Origin of the sequence: Microbispora siamensis, from assembly GCF_016863095.1 — a bacterium.
In the GTDB taxonomy this organism is placed as follows: Bacteria; Actinomycetota; Actinomycetes; order Streptosporangiales; family Streptosporangiaceae; genus Microbispora; species Microbispora siamensis.
This window is the reverse complement of the sequence record NZ_BOOF01000034.1, coordinates 1-16,052: the sequence shown is the minus strand read 5'-3', so window position 1 is coordinate 16,052 and position 16,052 is coordinate 1. Positions and strand designations below refer to the sequence as shown.

14 protein-coding genes are annotated in these 16,052 nt (G+C 72.5%); 7 read left to right on the top strand and 7 right to left on the bottom strand.

All coding sequences use genetic code 11. The features are described from left to right. Positions 1-7: 7 nt before the first annotated feature. The 5 genes from Msi02_RS27565 to Msi02_RS27545 are packed head-to-tail and all read right to left on the bottom strand — an operon-like array spanning position 8 to position 4,384. Entirely contained in the window at positions 8-793 is a 786-nt protein-coding gene (locus Msi02_RS27565) for a putative hydro-lyase (RefSeq protein ID WP_204050961.1), read from the bottom strand. After that, complete coding sequence (locus Msi02_RS27560; protein WP_204050960.1) at positions 793-1,728, bottom strand: 5-oxoprolinase subunit C family protein; 936 nt, start codon at positions 1,726-1,728, stop codon at positions 793-795. Before Msi02_RS27560 ends, Msi02_RS27565 begins: the two co-directional genes overlap by 1 nt. 22 nt (positions 1,729-1,750) lie before the next feature. Then, the gene (locus Msi02_RS27555) at positions 1,751-2,365 is read right to left on the bottom strand and encodes a 5-oxoprolinase subunit B family protein (protein WP_204050959.1); all 615 of its coding nucleotides are present in this window, start codon (positions 2,363-2,365) and stop codon (positions 1,751-1,753) included. Continuing rightward, a complete protein-coding gene (locus tag Msi02_RS27550) occupies positions 2,362-3,126 on the bottom strand; it encodes a LamB/YcsF family protein (protein WP_079314727.1) in 765 nt (254 codons plus the stop codon). Before Msi02_RS27550 ends, Msi02_RS27555 begins: the two co-directional genes overlap by 4 nt. A gap of 16 nt (positions 3,127-3,142) precedes the next feature. After that, the gene (locus Msi02_RS27545; protein ID WP_373308317.1) at positions 3,143-4,384 is read right to left on the bottom strand and encodes an NRAMP family divalent metal transporter; all 1,242 of its coding nucleotides are present in this window, start codon (positions 4,382-4,384) and stop codon (positions 3,143-3,145) included. A gap of 188 nt (positions 4,385-4,572) precedes the next feature. On the opposite strand from Msi02_RS27545, the gene Msi02_RS27540 reads away from it, so the two are divergent. Further along, positions 4,573-5,271 (top strand): GntR family transcriptional regulator, encoded by a 699-nt coding sequence (locus Msi02_RS27540; RefSeq protein WP_204050958.1) that lies wholly within the window; start codon positions 4,573-4,575, stop codon positions 5,269-5,271. Between the two features lie 72 nt (positions 5,272-5,343). Here the strand turns inward: Msi02_RS27540 and Msi02_RS27535 are convergent, their stop codons facing one another. After that, positions 5,344-6,465, bottom strand: coding sequence for a glycosyltransferase family 4 protein (locus tag Msi02_RS27535; RefSeq protein ID WP_204050957.1), 1,122 nt, complete (start codon positions 6,463-6,465; stop codon positions 5,344-5,346). 192 nt (positions 6,466-6,657) lie between these two features. On the opposite strand from Msi02_RS27535, the gene Msi02_RS27530 reads away from it, so the two are divergent. The 6 genes from Msi02_RS27530 to Msi02_RS27505 all read left to right on the top strand — a co-directional run bounded on the left by Msi02_RS27530 (position 6,658) and on the right by Msi02_RS27505 (position 15,765). Continuing rightward, the gene (locus tag Msi02_RS27530; protein ID WP_204050956.1) at positions 6,658-7,887 is read left to right on the top strand and encodes a hypothetical protein; all 1,230 of its coding nucleotides are present in this window, start codon (positions 6,658-6,660) and stop codon (positions 7,885-7,887) included. Between the two features lie 161 nt (positions 7,888-8,048). After that, on the top strand, positions 8,049-8,315 hold the full coding sequence (locus Msi02_RS27525) for a DUF6504 family protein (RefSeq protein ID WP_079314666.1): 267 nt from the start codon (positions 8,049-8,051) through the stop codon (positions 8,313-8,315). Between the two features lie 79 nt (positions 8,316-8,394). Beyond that, on the top strand, positions 8,395-11,940 hold the full coding sequence (locus Msi02_RS27520; RefSeq protein ID WP_204050955.1) for a DNA polymerase III subunit alpha: 3,546 nt from the start codon (positions 8,395-8,397) through the stop codon (positions 11,938-11,940). A gap of 952 nt (positions 11,941-12,892) precedes the next feature. Further along, complete coding sequence (locus Msi02_RS27515; RefSeq protein ID WP_204050954.1) at positions 12,893-13,036, top strand: hypothetical protein; 144 nt, start codon at positions 12,893-12,895, stop codon at positions 13,034-13,036. Positions 13,037-13,312: 276 nt separating this feature from the next. Further along, positions 13,313-14,821, top strand: a complete 1,509-nt coding sequence (locus tag Msi02_RS27510; RefSeq protein WP_204050953.1) for an extracellular solute-binding protein — start codon at positions 13,313-13,315, stop codon at positions 14,819-14,821. 473 nt (positions 14,822-15,294) lie between these two features. Beyond that, positions 15,295-15,765 (top strand): hypothetical protein, encoded by a 471-nt coding sequence (locus Msi02_RS27505; RefSeq protein WP_204050952.1) that lies wholly within the window; start codon positions 15,295-15,297, stop codon positions 15,763-15,765. A 71-nt stretch (positions 15,766-15,836) separates the two neighbouring features. On the opposite strand, the gene Msi02_RS27500 is transcribed toward Msi02_RS27505, so the two are convergent. After that, positions 15,837-16,052: hypothetical protein (locus Msi02_RS27500; RefSeq protein WP_204050951.1), on the bottom strand; the 216-nt coding region annotated here is incomplete at its 5' end.

Below are 16,052 nucleotides of genomic sequence, written 5' to 3'. Positions count from 1 at the left end.
GGGACCGTCAGGGGACCAGGTAGGCGCTGTCGCGGGCGTCGGTGATCGCCATGTGGCCGGGCGCGTGGCCGATGGCGAACGGCGGCCGCGACCGCATCACCGCGGCCTGCGGCGTCACCCCGCAGGCCCAGAAGACCGGCAGCTCGCCGTCGCGCACCTCGACCGGGTCGCCGAAGTCGGGCGTGGCGAGGTCGGCGATGCCCAGCGCGGCGGGGTCGCCGACGTGCACCGGCGCGCCGTGCACGGCCGGATAGCGCGAGGTGACCCGTACTGCGGCCGGCACCAGCTCGGCGGGGATCGGGCGCATCGACACCACGAGGGGCCCGGAAAGCTCGCCCGCCGGGACGCACGGCCGGTCGGTCAGATACATGGGCACGTTCGTGCCCGCCTCGATGTGGCGGATCGGGACGCCGGCCTCCAGCAACGCGGCCTCGAACGTGAAGCTGCAGCCGATGAGGAAGCCCACCAGGTCGTCGCGCCAGTAGGACGTCACATCGGTGACCTCGGCGACCTGCTCGCCGTCCCGGTAGACGCGGTAGGCGGGCAGGTCGGTGCGCAGGTCGCCGTCGAAGATCGACGCGAACGGCTCGCCCGGCTCGGTGACGGCGAGCACCGGGCAGGGGCGCGGGTTGCGCTGCGCGAACACCAGGAAGTCGTACGCCCTGTCCCTCGGCAGCGCGATCAGGTTGGCCTGCGCCCATCCCGCGGCCCAGCCGGAGGTGGGCGTGACCAGCCCTCCCCGGAACAGCTCCCGCGCCTCGCGAGGGGTCAGACGTGCGGGGTCGAGTCCCATCAGAGCCTCCTGTGGTCGACGAGTCGTCGGTCTCCGGCCACCCGGAAACGGATCCGCTGCCCGGGGCGGGCCTGTGCCGCCCGGTCGACGTGGTGATCGCGCACCACCGCGATGACGGGATATCCGCCGGTCACCGGGTGATCCGCGAGGAAGAGCGTCGGCTGTCCCGACGGCGGCACCTGCAGCGCGCCGGGGACCATGCCCTCGCTCGGCAGTTCCCCGTCGCGTGCGCGTTCGAGGCGCGGCCCGCGCAGCCGCATGCCGACCCGGTCGCTGTGCGGGGTGACCTCGTACGGCTCGGCGCACAGGGCCGCCAGCGCCCCGGGCGTGAACCAGTCGTGGCGTGGTCCCGGTATCACGTCCAGCATGAGGACGCCGGACTCCGGCTCCGGCACCGGGGCGAGATCGGCCGCGGGAAACTCCGCCGGCGCCGGCCCGACCGGGAGCACCGATCCGGGCGCCGGACGCTCCGGGCCGAGCCCGGAGAGCAGGTCGGTGGCCCGCGACCCCAGCACCTCGGGGACGTCGATCCCGCCGCGGACCGCCAGATAGGTCCGCAGCCCGCGGGGCGGCACGCCGAGCCGCAGTGTCGCCCCGTCGGGCAGGCGCTCGACCGACGCGTGCCCGATGCCGCGCGTGCGCCCCTCGGCGTCGGTGACGGTGGCCGGACAGGGCGCGCCGGTGAGCGTCACGAGCAGGTCGCCGGAGGCGCGCACCTTCAGCCCGCCCAGGGTGACCTCCAGGCAGGCGGCGTTCTCGGGATTGGCCAGCAGGCGGTTGGCCAGCCGCAGCGCGCCCCGGTCGGCGGCGCCGGAACGCCCGACGCCGAGATGGCTGTGCCGGCGCCGTCCGAGGTCCTGCACCGTGGTGAGGGGACCGGGGGCCAGCACCACCAGCGCCCGCCGAAACTCGCGCACAGTCGCCCCGCTCACCATGCCTCGCTCACGGCCGCCTTGCTCACGACGCCTCCGCGAAGCGCACCCGGACCCCCGGGCGCAGCAGGGCGGGCGGGTCGGCCGCGATGTCCCACACCACGGTCTCGGTACGCCCGATGAGCTGCCAGCCGCCCGGCGACTCGCGGGGGTAGACCCCGCTGAACTCCCCGGCGAGCCCCACGGCGCCGGTGGGCACGCGCACGCGCGACTCCGGCCGTCGCGGTACGGCGAGCCGGGGGTCGCCGCCGATCAGATATCCGAAGCCGGGGGCGAACCCGCAGAAGGCGACCGTCCACGGTGTCCGGGTGTGCGCCGCCACGACCTCGCGTTCGGTGAGCCCGGTCAGCCGGGCCACGTCGGCGAGGTCGTCGCCGTCGTACACCACTGGGATCACCATCTCCTCGGTCGTCGTGCGGCGGCCACCGGCCGGCCGTACGGCCAGGACGGCGGACTCCACCTCGGCGTGGCGCGCCGGCGGCTCGAACCGGACGAGCAGCGTCCGCGCCGCGGGGACGATGTCGACGATTCCCCGCGGGGGGTCGGCCGCGAGGGCGTCGTAGAGGGCGACCACCTCATCGAGGCGGTCGAGTTCGACCAGGACCGCGTGCTCGCCGCAGCGGTGCAGCCGTGCGTTCACGGCTTCTCGACGAACGGCGCCAGGCCGATGCCGTTCGCCTTGAGCGCGTCACGGACCTCGAGCGCCATGGCGACGGCGCCGGGGCTGTCGCCGTGCACGCAGATCGAGTCCGCCGTGATGGTGAGCGGCGTCCCGTCGACGGCCTCGATCGGCTCACCCCTGGCCATGCGTACGCTGCGCTCGGCGACCCGGGCGGGGTCGTGCAGGACGGCGCCCGGCACGCCGCGCGGCACCAGCCTGCCCTCGCGGGTGTAGGCGCGGTCGGCGAAGCATTCGGCGATCGTGGTGAGACCGGCCTGGCATGCCTGGCGCAGCCACGCCGAGCCGGGGAGGCCGAGCACGGGCAGGCCGGGGTCGTAGGCCCGCACGGCCGCGACCACCGCGGCGGCCTGCGCCTCGTGGTGCACGATCGCGTTGTAGAGCGCGCCGTGCGGCTTGACGTACCTGACCCTGGTGCCCGCCACCCTCGCGAAGGCGTCCAGGGCGCCGATCTGGTAGATGACGTCGTCGGCGAGTTCGACGGGCGGCACGTCGACGAAGCGCCGCCCGAAGCCCGCCAGGTCGCGATAGCCGACCTGGGCGCCGATCACGACGCCACGCGCGGCCGCGGTCTCGCAGGTGCGCCGCATGATCACCGGATCTCCCGCGTGGAATCCGCAGGCGACGTTGGCGCTCGTGACGATCGACAGCAGCGCGTCGTCGTCGCCGAGCCTCCACTGGCCGAAGCCCTCGCCCAGGTCGGAGTTGAGGTCGATGCACATGGTCTGGTGAGGCACGTCAGCTCCAGAGTGCGCTGATCCCGCTGAGGGAGTTCCAGCCGAGGTAGATGGTCAGGGCCCAGGCGAGCACGCCGACGCCGAGCAGCCAGACAGGGTAGCGGTACCCGCCCATGAGATCACGGCGGCGTGCGGCGACCCAGAGGATCACCGCCAGGCCGACGGGCAGGATGAGGCCGTTGAGCGCTCCGGCGAGGATCAGGAGGTTGGCCGGGGCCTTGCCGAGGAGGAGGAAGACCGCGGTCGAGACCACGATGAAGGCCACCGTGATCCACGATCGGTAGCGGTCCATGCGGGGCGAGAAGCTGGCGAGGAACGACACCGACGTGTACGAGGCGCCGATGACCGAGGTGATGGCCGCGGCCCACAGGACGACTCCGAACAGCCGCAGGCCCAGCTCGCCCGCCGCGCTCCGGAAGATGTCGGCGGCCGGGTTCGCGGAGTCCGCGGCGAGCCGGAATCCTCCGGCCACCACGCCGAGCGCGGCGAGGAAGAGGATCACCCGCATGACTCCGGTGACGAGGATGCCGGTGACCGAACTTCGGGTGATCTGCCCGGCGTTCCGCGGCCCGGTCACGCCCGCGTCGATGAGCCGGTGCGCCCCCGCGTAGGTGATGTAGCCCCCGACCGTGCCGCCGATCAGCGTCGTGACGGCGAGGAAGTCGACCGTGTCCGGCAGGACCGTCTGCCGCAGGGCCTCGCCGACCGGCGGGTGGGAGACGATCGCCACGTACAGCGTCAGCGCCACCATCACGACGCCGAGGACGACGACGATCCGGTCCACGGCCACCCCGGCCCGCCTGCTGAGGAAGATGGCGACGGCGATCAGGGCGGACACCGTGCCGCCGATCTTGACGTCGACCCCCGCGAGGGCGTCCAGGCCGAGCGCCGCGCCGCCGACGTTGCCGATGTTGAACACCAGGCCGCCGAAGGCCACGAGGACGGCCAGGAGATATCCCGAACCGGGCAGCACCCGGTTGCCCAGCGTCTGGGCGCGCATCCCGGAGACGCCGATCACCCGCCAGACGTTCAGCTGGACGGCGATGTCGACGAGGATCGAGGCGACGATCACGAACGCGAACGCGGCCCCGAGCCGCGCCGTGAACGTCGTCGTCTGTGTGATGAAGCCGGGGCCGATGGCGCTCGTGGCCATGAGGAACATCGCGCCGAGCAGCGCCGAGCGCCGCCCTCCGCTCGTGATGCCCGCGGATGAAGCCGTCTGGGTGCCGGGGGGTCGGTTCATGCGAGACTCCTTTGCTCACCTCCCCTGGAAGCTAGAGGATTGTTCAACGATTCATCAACCCTCTTGTAGGTTACTTCCACGCTACAACCGCGTGTGATCGCGCGAAATCCGATGGTGATCGCGGAATTCGGCCGACGTGCCGCGGCCTAAGCTGGGAGTGATCGGGCGGTCGAGAAGGGGTCACGGCGATGACGGCTATGGCGGACTGGGCGGCACGGTTGAGCGCGGCTCGGCCGGTGCTCGATCGGGCCAGTGCCGCTGAGCTGGTCGCCGACGTCCTGCGGGAGAACGTCATCGACGGATCCCTGCCCCCGGGCACCCGCCTGTCGGAGGAGACGATCGGGAACCTGCTCGGCGTCTCCCGCAACACGCTCCGAGAGGCGTTCAGGCTGCTGTCGCACGAGAACCTGCTGGTGCACGAGCTGCACCGCGGTGTCTTCGTCCGCAAGCTCGCCGCGGCCGACGTGGCGGACATCTACGCGATGCGGCGCATCCTGGAGACGGCGGGCGTGCGGGCGGCCGGCACGGCCACGCCCGAGGCCGTGGGGGAGGTGCGGCGCCACGTCGAGGAGGGCCAGGCGGCCGCGGAGAGCGGCGACTGGGCGGCCGTCGGCACCGCCAACATGCGGTTCCACCGCGCGATCGCCGCGCTGCTCGCCAGTCCCCGCGTGGACGAGACCATGGCACGCCTGCTCGCCGAGCTGCGGCTGGCCTTCCATGTGATGGGCGAGCTGAGGACCTTCCACGAGCCCTACCTGGAAGACAACGCGCGCATCGCCACGCTGCTGATCGAGGGCGACCACGAGCGGGCCGAGCGGGAGCTGCTCGCGTACTTCGACACCGCGCAGGCCCAGCTGCTGGCCGCCTACGCGGAACGCGCGGTCTGAGTCGCCGAGCGCTCCCGGCCCGTCCGCCGCGCGTACGGCAGGGCGCGGGTCGGGCCGGGAGCGGGTCGCCGGTCAGCCGGCGAGGGCGGAGGCGGGGGCCGGGGCGGGGGTGCAGTCCCGCAGGGCCGCCCCCGCGATCACCTGCCGGTAGAGGCGCTCGTATCCCTCGGCCATGACCGAGACGTCGAAATGCCGCTCGACATGGGCGCGGCAGGCGCGGGGATCCAGGCCGCCGGCCCGCTCGACCGCGTCCGGCAGCTCGTCCGGCGAGGTGCGCACGAAACCGGTGACGCCGTCCACCACGACCTCGGGGGCCGCCCCGCGGCGCAGGGTGACCACCGGCGTGCCGCACGCCATGGCCTCGATCATCACCAGCCCGAACGGCTCCTCCCACTGGATGGGGAACAGCAGGCAGCGCGCCCGCGACAGCAGGTCGCGCTTGCGGGCGGCGTCGGCCTCGCCCACGTACTCGGCGTCCGCGCCCAGGCGAGGACGGACGAACCGGGAGAAGTACTCGTGCTCGGACGGCTCGGTCAGCTTGCCCGCGAGGAGGATCCGCCGCCCGGCGGCGCGGGCGGCGTCGATGGCCAGGTGGGCGCCCTTGTCCGGGCTGAACCTGCCCAGCCACAGGAGCCAGTCCTCCTTGTCCTCCCGGTAGGGGAAGGACGAGACGTCCACGGCGTTGTGCACCACCCCGGCCCAGTTCAGGTCGGCCGCCGACCTCCGCTGGGAGCCGGAGATCGCCGCCAGCGAGACGGCGCCGCCCAGCCGGCGGTAGAACTCGCCGAGGTCGCCGTCGATCCTGCCGTGCACGGTCACCAGCGTCGGGGTCGTACGGGAGGCCGCGGTGAGCGGGCCCGCCAGGGAGTGGTCGTGGACGATGTCGACGTCGAGTGAGGCCAGCGTGGCCGCGGCCGCCGCCGCGTGCACCACCTCGGGCAGCGGCTCTCCGATGCGCGACGAGGGGGCCTCCGGATAGGTGGCGACGTAGTCCGCCGGGGTGTCGGCGCGTCCCGCGCCGATCAGCGTCACCGTGTGACCACGGCGCACGAGGGCGGTGGTCAGGTCGGACACCATGGCCTCGATGCCGCCGTACGCCCGGGGCGGCAGTTCGTACCAGGGCGGGGCGACCATGGCGATCCGCAGGCCGCCGGAGCGGAAACGGGCGGGGTGAAGGTCGCTCACTGAACGCATGACGAGTACACCTCCGATGCGCGTCCACGGTCTTCGGCGTAGAGATCACCGCCGCCGCGTACGCGTCGTAGTGCTCGGTCCCAGCGCCCGCGCCGGCGACGTCAATACTGTTAGCACTCTCCTGTCCCGAGTGCCAAACAGGCCCCTCCTGTTCCGGCAGAACCGGATGCCGGACCGCCGCGTCTTATGGTTATGCGGACGCGGATTCTGCGGGTGGCGGCGGCGCTGGCCGCGATGGTCCTGCCGGCGGCGTGCGCGTTGACCACGCCCCGGGATCTCGAGACGTGGAACGAGACCGACGCCGCGGCCGCCTCGGCCGCCGCGCGGGAGCGGCCTTCGCCCTCCTGCCTGACCGGCTCGCCCATGCCGGAGCCGAGCCCTGATCGGGGCGGCGGGTGGCGCGTCGCCTACTACGACTACCGTGACCGCCTCGCGGGCCTCGCCGTGACCCGCGAGGGAACCGTGTGGGCGGCCGGCACCCGCGTGCGGGAGCCGTGCGGGCCGGAGACGAGGTCACCGCTGCTGCTGCGCGGGGACGGCGAGCGGTGGCGCGAGGTCCCGATCCCGCCGATGGAGCCGCGCGCCGTGGCCGCCTCCTCCGACCGCGACGTGTGGCTGTTCGGGGAGGAGGCCGCCGCGCGCTGGAACGGGCGGAGGTGGACCACGGCGCCCGGCCCGGGCGCGGACCTGAAGCAGGTGCACGCGGCGGCACCCGGCGACGTGTGGGCGGTCGTGAACGCCAACTTCCTGGACGGAGCCGGGGGAGCCGAGGAGCCCTGGAGCTCCCGGGCGGATCTGCGGCACTGGGACGGCACGGCCTGGCGCACGGCACGGCCGCCGTTGGTCGCCAAGGACGTGGACGGCCTGCCCGGTGGCGCGGTCTGGGCGGCCGGTTCCAGCCGCGGCCGGGCCGCCCTCGCCCGGTGGAACGGCTGGTCCTGGAGCGCGGTCCCGCTCCCCGCGGTCCCCGCGCTGCACCGCGACCAGCTCTCCGAGCTCGTGGACCTCGCGGTGGACGAGTCGGGCAGGGTGGCGGCCGTCGGCTGGGTCGCGTGGGTCTGCGGCACCCAGGAGGAGGACGTGACCTACTGCGGCCGCACGCTGTTCCTGCTGCGTGAGAACGGACGGTGGAGTTACAGCCTGCCGGCCGAGCCGGAGCTCGATCCCCACGTGGGGCTGGAGGCCGACGGCCGGGGCGGGTTCTGGCTGTTCTACTCCAAGAACGAGTGGAACACGGCGGTCGGCCACCTGTCGGGCGGCCGGTGGACGTACGGGACGTTTCCGGCGGGCCCGCTCGGGCACACCCGGGTGGCGGCCGTTGCCAGGGAGCCGGGGGCGGCGCGCGTCTGGGCGGCGGTGGCGGACACCACCGAACAAGAGGGGCCGCCCTACCGGGGCGGCGGGATCTGGCTCGGCGAGTGATCCGCCGGCGGGCGCGCTTCCAGGGCTTTCGTTCCCGGGAACGGGCCGCGCCGACTTGCGTTCGATCTCCTGGGAACGTATGTTCGAAGTAGCGGCGATTCTGCCCGAATCATCCGCCCGTCTTCCCCCGGGTGGCCACGAAGCCACAGGGAGAAGGAGTCTTGAGCAGACTTTACGGCGATCCGATCGAGGTGTGGGTCCGGGACGGGCACCCTGCGCAGTTCGTCTGGCGTGACCGGCTCTACACCGTCCGCGAGATCCAGGACCACTGGGTGGTCGCGAGGGAATGGTGGAAGACCTCGGACGCCGATCCCGGCGAGCGGCGCTTCTGGCGGCTGGGCGCCGCGGCCGGCAAGGAGGTCGGGACCTATGAACTGCGCTTCGACACCGCCAGCGGCGGCTGGCTCCTGCTGAGGGCCTGGGACTGATGGGAACGCTCCAGCCACCCACGACGATCGGGGGACGGGCCGCTGGAGGACGGACCGGGGGACGGACGGGGGTGCGCCCGTGACGCACGCCTTCGCCCACCTGCACGTGGCGTCCGCCTTCTCACTGCGGTACGGCACCGCGTTCCCGGCCGCCCTCGTCCGGCGGGCCGCCGAGCACGGCATGGACACGCTGGCGCTGACCGACCGCGACGGCCTCTACGGCGCGATCAAGCACGTCATCGCCTGCCACGAGCGGGGCGTCCGCCCGGTCGTCGGCGTGGACCTCGCCCTCGACAAGGGTTCTTCGTCGGACGACCTGTTCGGAGGCGGCCTGCCGTCCACCCGCCCGCCGCGGGGCCGCCATAGCGGACACGGGCACGGCCGGGGGACGGCGGGCGAGCCGGCGCGGGTCGTCGTGCTCGCGCGCACCGGCGGCTGGGCGTCGCTGTGCCGCCTGGTCACGGCCGCCCACCAGGCGGGGGAGCGCGGCGAGCCGTACGTCACGCCGGGGATGGTGGCCGAGCACGCGACCGGCCCGGACGGCGGGCCGCGGCTGACCGTGCTGCTCGGGCCCCGCTCGGGCGTCGGCCGCGCGGTGGCCGAGCGGCGCGACGACCAGGCCAGGGCCCTGCTGGCCGCCTGGCGCGCGGTGGTCCCCGACCTGGTCGTCGAGGTGTCCGACCTGTACGGCTACCGCGACGCGAACACCGCCGCCCGCATGATCGGGCTGGCCGACTCGATGGGCGTGCCTGTCGTGCTGACCAACGCGGTCCGCTACCTGGACGCCGCCGACCACCAGGTCGGCAACGTGCTCGACGCGGCGCGCAAGCTGGTGCCCCTCGACGGGCGGCACCTCGACGACCCCACGGCCCACGCGTACCTGAAGGACGGCGCCGAGATGGCGCGGGTGGCCGCGCGGATCTGCGGCGGCGACACCGGCCGGGCGGCGCGGCTGCTGGCCGAGACGCGCCGCGTGGCCGACAGGTGCGTGCTCGACCCCGTCGAGATCGTGCCCCTGCTCGAACCCGAGCGGCCCCGGCTCCACCTGCCGGAGGTCGGCGAGGACCCGCTGCCCCTGCTGCGGCGCCGCTGCGAGGAGGGACTGGAGCGGCGGGGCCTGGAGCGCTCGGCCGAGGCCCGCGACCGGCTCGCCGCCGAACTCCATGTGATCGAGAAGAAGCGGCTGTCGGGCTACTTCACGTCCGTCGCCGGCATCACGGACATGATCCGGGCGATGGGCGTGCGGTGCGCGATCCGCGGCTCGGGGGCGGGCAGCCTGGTCAACTACCTGATCGGCATCGGCGAGGTGAACCCGCTCGAACACGGCCTGCTGATGGAGCGCTTCCTGTCGGAGGGCCGCAAGGGCCTGCCCGACATCGACATCGACGTGGAGTCGGCCCGCCGCCTCGACTGCTACCGCGCGATCCTCGACCGGTACGGCGAGGACCGGGTGGCCTGCGTGTCGATGATGGAGACCTACCGCGCCCGCAGCGCGATCAGGGACGTCGGCGCCGCCATGGGCCTGCCGCCGCACGAGATCGACGTCATCGCCAAGGCGTTCCCGCAGGTGCGGGCCAGGCAGATCAGGGCCGCGCTGTCCGACCTGCCCGAACTGCGCGACAGCGGGCTGAACGACCGGTCGCTGGAGACCGTGTTCCGCCTGGCGGAGCGGCTCGACGGGCTGCCCCGGCACATCGCGCTGCACCCCTGCGGCGTCCTGATCGGCAACTCCACGCTGCGCGACCGCACGCCGGTCGAGCGCAGCCTGCTGGACTTCCCGATGTCGCAGTTCGACAAGGACGACGTCGAGGAGGCGGGCCTGCTCAAGCTCGACGTGCTCGGCGTGCGCATGCAGTCGGCGCTCGCCTACGCGCTCCAGGAGGTCGAGCGGGTCGAGGGACGGCGGATCGACCTGGACGCCGTCCCGCGCGACGACCGGGACACCTACGACATGATCCGCCTCAGCCGCACGATCGGCTGCTTCCAGATCGAGTCGCCGGGGCAGCGCGAGCTGGTCGCCAAGATGGAGCCGCGCACGATGCACGACCTGATCGTGGACATCTCGCTGTTCCGCCCGGGACCGGTCAACTCCGACATGGTCACGCCCTACCTGGAGACCAGGCACGGCTTCCGCGAGGCGCGTTACCCGCACGAGTCGCTGCGCGACGCGCTCAGGGAGACCAACGGGGTGGTCGTCTTCCACGAGCAGGTCATGAAGGTCATCGACATCATGACCGGGTCGGGGCTGTCGGAGGCCGACCGGGCCCGCCGCGCCCTCGGGACGCCGGAGGGCCGCGAGGCCGTACGCGCCTGGTTCGTGCCGCTCGCCAGGGAGAACGGCTACGCTCCCGACGTCGTCGAGCGGGCGTGGAAGGTGCTCGACGCGTTCGGCGGGTTCGGGTTCTGCAAGGCGCACGCGGCGGCGTTCGCGCTGCCCACCTACCAGTCGGCCTGGCTGAAGCGGCACCACACGGCCGCGTTCCTCGCGGGCGTGCTCACCCACGACCCCGGCATGTACCCGAGCCGGGTCATCCTCGACGAGGCCCGCCAGTGCGGGGTGGACGTCCTGCCCCTCGACGTCAACCACTCGGGGAAGACCTGGCTGGTCGAGCGTACGGGTCCGGCGGAGGACGGCCCCGGGGAGTTCGGCCGCGGGTACGGCCTGCGGGTGCCGTTCTCGGCCGTCCGGGGGGTGAGCGAGGCCGAGGTGGACCGCATGGTCGCGGGCCGGCCCTACACCTCGCTGGCCGACTTCTGGGAGCGGGCCCGGCCCTCACGGCCAGTGGCCGAGCGGATCGTGGAGGTCGGCGGGTTCGACGCGCTGCACGGCCTGCGGCCGGGGGAGCCGCGCTGGCGGCCGGGGCGGCTCACCCGGCGGGACCTGATCGCCCAGGTCGGCGCGCTCGACCGCGGCTCTCCGGTGGGTGCGGCGGGACAGCTCCCGATGGGGTTCACCGATCGGGTCACGCCCGGCGAACTGCCGGAGATGACCGAGGCCGAGGCCGTCGAGGCCGAGCTGGAGATCCTCGGCATGGACGTGAGCCGCCACGTCATGGACTTCTACCGCGACCTGCTCGACGCGCTGGGCGTGACCCGGGCCAGGGACCTGGTCCGGCAGCGCAACGGCGCGGAGATCCTGGTCGCGGGGGTGAAGGTCGCCACCCAGACGCCCGCCGTGCGGTCGGGGCAGCGGGTCATCTTCACCACCCTGGACGACTCCACCGGCCCGATCGACCTGACGTTCTTCGAGTCGGTGCAGGCGCACACGGCCGCGACCGTGTTCGGCTCGTGGCTGCTGGCCGCCAGGGGAGTAGTGCGGCGCACCGGGGGCAGGGCGGTCTCGCTGCGCGCCGTCCACTGCTGGAACCTCGCCGATCTCGACCACGTGTGGCGCACCCAGGGCATCGACGCCGTACGCGCGGTGATCAGCGAGGTGCCCGCGCCCGGCGCCGGGGTGGGCGGACGAGCCATCGAGTACGGCAACGGCTTCCGGGTGTCGCCCTACTCCGACAACGGGGCGCCGCCGGCCGTACGCGAGGGGCGGTTCCCCGGCCATCCGGCCGCGCCCCAGCGGCGGCTCTGGCACGCCAGCTCCGGCAGCTCGGGACCGCCGCCAGGCCGGTGACCCTCCCCGCCGTCGTCCGTGCGGGGGCCGGCCGCCGGTGCCGCCGGCATGCCGGACGGGCGTTCGGCGTGGCCGAGGCGGATGCGCGGCCGGGCGGCGGGCCCTGCCGCCCGCTTCCTCCCGGCGCCCGTGTGCCGGGCGGTGACCTCGTGGACGGCCGAGGCGCACAGGAGCGCCGCGACGGCGACCGCGGCGGCCTGCGGTGTGCCGAGGCCGGTCAGCCCGTCCCGCGCCGGGCCGGCGAACACCAGCCCGAGCGCGGCCAGCCAGCTCACCCACCAGCAGGCGAGGACGACCAGCCAGCGGGTCCGGTCCCTGCCGCCGTACGGCTCGCTCCCCGCGAGGCCGCCGCTTCGCACGATGCCGCCGCTACGCACAGAGCCGCCGCTTCGCCGCGTGCGACTCGCCGGGCCCTCGCGCCAGGCCAGATCGGCGAGGAACGGCGGGACCACGAGGTTGACTCCGGGCACGAGGCACGCCGCCGCGAGCGCGACCGGCGGCGTGGCCGGGCGCACCCGCCGCAGCCAGGACAGGTAGGCGGCGACGCACGCCACGGTGGCGCCGGTCATCACCAGGACCAGCACGGCGAACGCCGTCGCCGCGCCGCTGACGGTCCGGGCGGCGGGAGAGGCGGGATCGCCGCCGAAGGCCGCGATCTGCGTGGCCAGCCGCCTGCCCCGGGTCTCCTCGAACACGGCGAGCGCGGCCACCGAGACGACCTGGGCGGCGAGGGCCGCGTACACGCCGGCGGCCGCCCGGCTCACCGCTGACGACGTGGACCGCATGTGTTCTCCCCCCGGGGCGGGCGTGTGACCTGCCTCACTCCTATCCCGTCCGCGATCCCGCTAATCCGGCCCCTGCGTGCCCTTGGGGAAAGGGCACATCACGACCCGCGGGGGCATGTCGCCGGTGTTCTCGCCCGGGGCCCTGGACCGCTCGGGACCGCCGTCCGGTGCCGCCGCACGACCGGATCCACATCCCGTACGCGGCGATCCGCCGGGTGCTCGGTCGCCTCGGCGGGTCGGTGTACCACGCCGACGCGGTGGGCGACCTGTCCGGGATGGAGTCGCGGGTCCTGCTGCCGGGCAAGATGTGATCTCACCGCCTCCCGGCCCGGCTCCCGGAGAAGCGATGACCATATTCATCCGACTGAAAATTGGCTTTCTCCATTTCCGGAATGCGACCATCGCCGAGTTAGGCGCTCTCCTGTGTGTGCCGGATGTATCATTCTCTGCACATAAGAAATGATTGTGATCGAGAAGGCGGTCCGGACACAGGTCTGCCCTCCTGTGGCAGAAACGGAAAACCGAGTCCGCCGCCGGTGTCCGGGCTGTCCGGGAGCCCGGAACGGTCACCGGAGAAGGGGACGGTGATGAACAGCCGGAACACTCCGCTGAGAATGCCCTATCGCATCCTCGTGATCATTGCGGCGATCGTTCCCGTCGTCCTCTCCACTGCGGTCGGGTCGGTGCTGGTGAACGAGGCGCAGGCTTTTCCCGGCGATGTCGGGGAGTGGGCGAAACTCCTCCTCGGGGCTGCTCTGCTCGTGTTCGCGGCTTTTGCCCTGACCGTCCTCGGATGGATGACAAGGCTGCTCCTGAGGCGGCCCGAGACCGAGGACGAGCTCCGCTTTCTCGAATTGCTGAACCGGCTGGGAAAGACCCTGAAGAGGCCGAGCGGGGTGGTCGCCATCCTGGCCGCGCTCGCGCTCATCGCTCCGATCGCGCGGCTGCTCCCGAATGACGGGCTGGAGCCGGGCCCGCTGTACATCATGAGCGCCAAGGACGAAAGCGGCGCGGCCAACGTCCGGAACATCCTCGTGAAGCAGTGGAACCAGGCCCACCCGGACAACCCGGTGAAGTTCCTCCCCGGCACGGACACGGAGCCCGACAAGCAGCACGAGCGCATGGTCAAGGACGCGGAAGAGCACCATCAGGCGGACCTGTACGTCCTCGACGTCGTCTACATGCAGGAGTTCATCAGCAACGGCTACATACGGCCGCTCGACGAGTCCCGGCGGTCCCCGGAGGCGAAGGCCGACGACTTCCTCAAGAACGTCCTGGACACGTGCAGGGACCTGAGCGGAGACGGTAAGGCCTTATGGGCGCTGCCCTGGAACACCGATGCGGGGTTGCTCTACCGGCGTTCGGAGGGGCCCCGCCCGGAGAGCTGGACCGATTACTTCCCCCGTTCCGCCAACGCGGCCCATCTGTTCCGCTCGGAGAGCCTGACGATCACCGCGCTGGAGGCGATCTGGGCACACGGCGGCGACGTGGTGAACGCGGACGGACAGCTCGTGCTGACGCCTGACGACAGCGCTGTCGACTTCGACCGGAACGCCAGCGACGCGTTGAAGGATCTGGCGGACGTTTATAAAGGGAAGAAACCGGAGGATGAGGGCGACGCCGAAGAGGAGGCCCTCCAGGAGTTCACCAGCGGCAAGACCGGTGTCATGCGTAACTGGCCCGTGGCGTACGACAAGCTGGCCACGCCCCCGAACGGCCTCCCCTCTCTCGAGGTCGCGCGGCTTCCGCACGCGAGCGTGCTCGGCGGGCAGAATCTGGCCATAGCGAAGTCGACGAGCAAGCCGAAGGCGGCCCAGGCGCTGATCGAGTTCCTCACGAGCCCGTCCAGCGAATTGATTCTGTTTGAAGTGGGGGGATTTGCCCCGACCCGGACCTATGCGTACACGAACGCCACGCGCCCCTACCGTGAAGAACTCAAGAACGCTGTGGAGAATGCGCGCCCCCGCCCGATCACACCGCACTACACCGAATTCAGCAGGAAGTTCCGTGAGGGCGTCTTGTACGCCATCGGTAATAAGGGGCTGTATCCTCCCGATTTCCCGCAGACGCTGGCGCGTGTCGCCACGGGCGGCTGACACGGCAGGGCCGATGCATTCTCAATCGGTGAGACCGAGTAGCTGAAGGGCATGGTCGGGATGGGCTCGGTAGTGGTCGATGGCTGCTGCGATGTTGTCCCAGCCGATCAGGTGGGCCAAGCCAGGCCCAGGGTGGTGGCCGCGAGGCGGGTCGCCGCCATTCCGTCGACCGGAATTCCTGGAAGAGTTCGACCAGAACGGGGAGCTGATCGAGTTCCCCATCATCCTCGTCTGCTGCAGGGCCGTGACGACGGACACCACGAGCGCGAGCAGGGAAACCGCCAAAGCGGCGATATCGACAGGTCCATCGATCTCCTCGATGATGTTCGGGACCCTTCATTCGATGCCAACGCCCGGGTTCTCCGAATGGTTCGCCCATTTCCGGAAAACGCTCGACGGGATGCTTCGGCGCGCATCGAAACACCGCGGCCCTAGCCTGCGCGGCACATCCCCTCGCACACTGGAGGCCGCGCATGACCGACGCCCCGCTGACCGACGACCGCGAGCCCGCGCGGGTCGTGACCGAGATGATCGACCACGTGCTCCGCCTGGCGGCGACCTGGACCGCCTGGGACGGCCGTCCGGTGCCGTCGGGCGACCGGATCTACACCCCCCACAAGGCGATCCGCCGGGTGGCCGACCACCTCGTGGACCACCTGGCGGAGATCGAGGACCGGCTGGCCGGCCGCGTGCCGCTGCCCGACCACTGGCACGCGTCGATGATCACCACTGCGGCCGACCTCGCCCCGTTCACCGAGCAGGACCTCGACGAGGCCCGCAGCAGGCTCACCCGGCTCGCCCGGATCTGGACGGCCCGCCTGGAGGCGCTGACCCCGGACCAGCTCGACCACTCGCCCGGCGAGGGCTGGACGATCCGCCAGGTCGCCTTCCACCTCGGTGGGTCGGTGTACTACGCCGACGCGGTGGGCGACCTGTCCGGCTAGTGCCGCCGCTGCTCCCCTTCAGCGCTCTCGGGTGCGGGACCGGACAGCGGCTGTCCGGTCCCGCGGTGTCTTCAGCCGAAGTTGATCCAGGCCCGGGTGGAGCCGTTCTGGGGGTCGACATCGAGGTAGTCGGCCCGGCCGTCGGCGTTGAGGTCGGCGAACTGGATCCGGGTGCCGTCGACGCCGACACCGCTGGCGACCTGTCCGCCGGGGAACCAGTACCAGTCGCCGCCGCTGGGCTTGGGGCCGCCGTTCTGCCAGACCTGAACGGAGCTGTCGGCGTTGAC

Excerpts from the sequence above, each read along its gene's own strand:
- Msi02_RS27565 (WP_204050961.1), bottom strand. The coding sequence starts at position 793 with ATGGGACTCGACCCCGCACGTCTGACCCCTCGCGAGGCGCGGGAGCTG.
- Msi02_RS27560 (WP_204050960.1), bottom strand. The coding sequence starts at position 1,728 with ATGGTGAGCGGGGCGACTGTGCGCGAGTTTCGGCGGGCGCTGGTGGTG.
- Msi02_RS27550 (WP_079314727.1), bottom strand. The coding sequence starts at position 3,126 with ATGTGCATCGACCTCAACTCCGACCTGGGCGAGGGCTTCGGCCAGTGG.
- Msi02_RS27545 (WP_373308317.1), bottom strand. The coding sequence starts at position 4,384 with ATGAACCGACCCCCCGGCACCCAGACGGCTTCATCCGCGGGCATCACG.
- Msi02_RS27540 (WP_204050958.1), top strand. The coding sequence starts at position 4,573 with ATGACGGCTATGGCGGACTGGGCGGCACGGTTGAGCGCGGCTCGGCCG.
- Msi02_RS27535 (WP_204050957.1), bottom strand. The coding sequence starts at position 6,465 with ATGCGTTCAGTGAGCGACCTTCACCCCGCCCGTTTCCGCTCCGGCGGC.
- Msi02_RS27530 (WP_204050956.1), top strand. The coding sequence starts at position 6,658 with ATGCGGACGCGGATTCTGCGGGTGGCGGCGGCGCTGGCCGCGATGGTC.
- Msi02_RS27510 (WP_204050953.1), top strand. The coding sequence starts at position 13,313 with ATGAACAGCCGGAACACTCCGCTGAGAATGCCCTATCGCATCCTCGTG.
- Msi02_RS27505 (WP_204050952.1), top strand. The coding sequence starts at position 15,295 with ATGACCGACGCCCCGCTGACCGACGACCGCGAGCCCGCGCGGGTCGTG.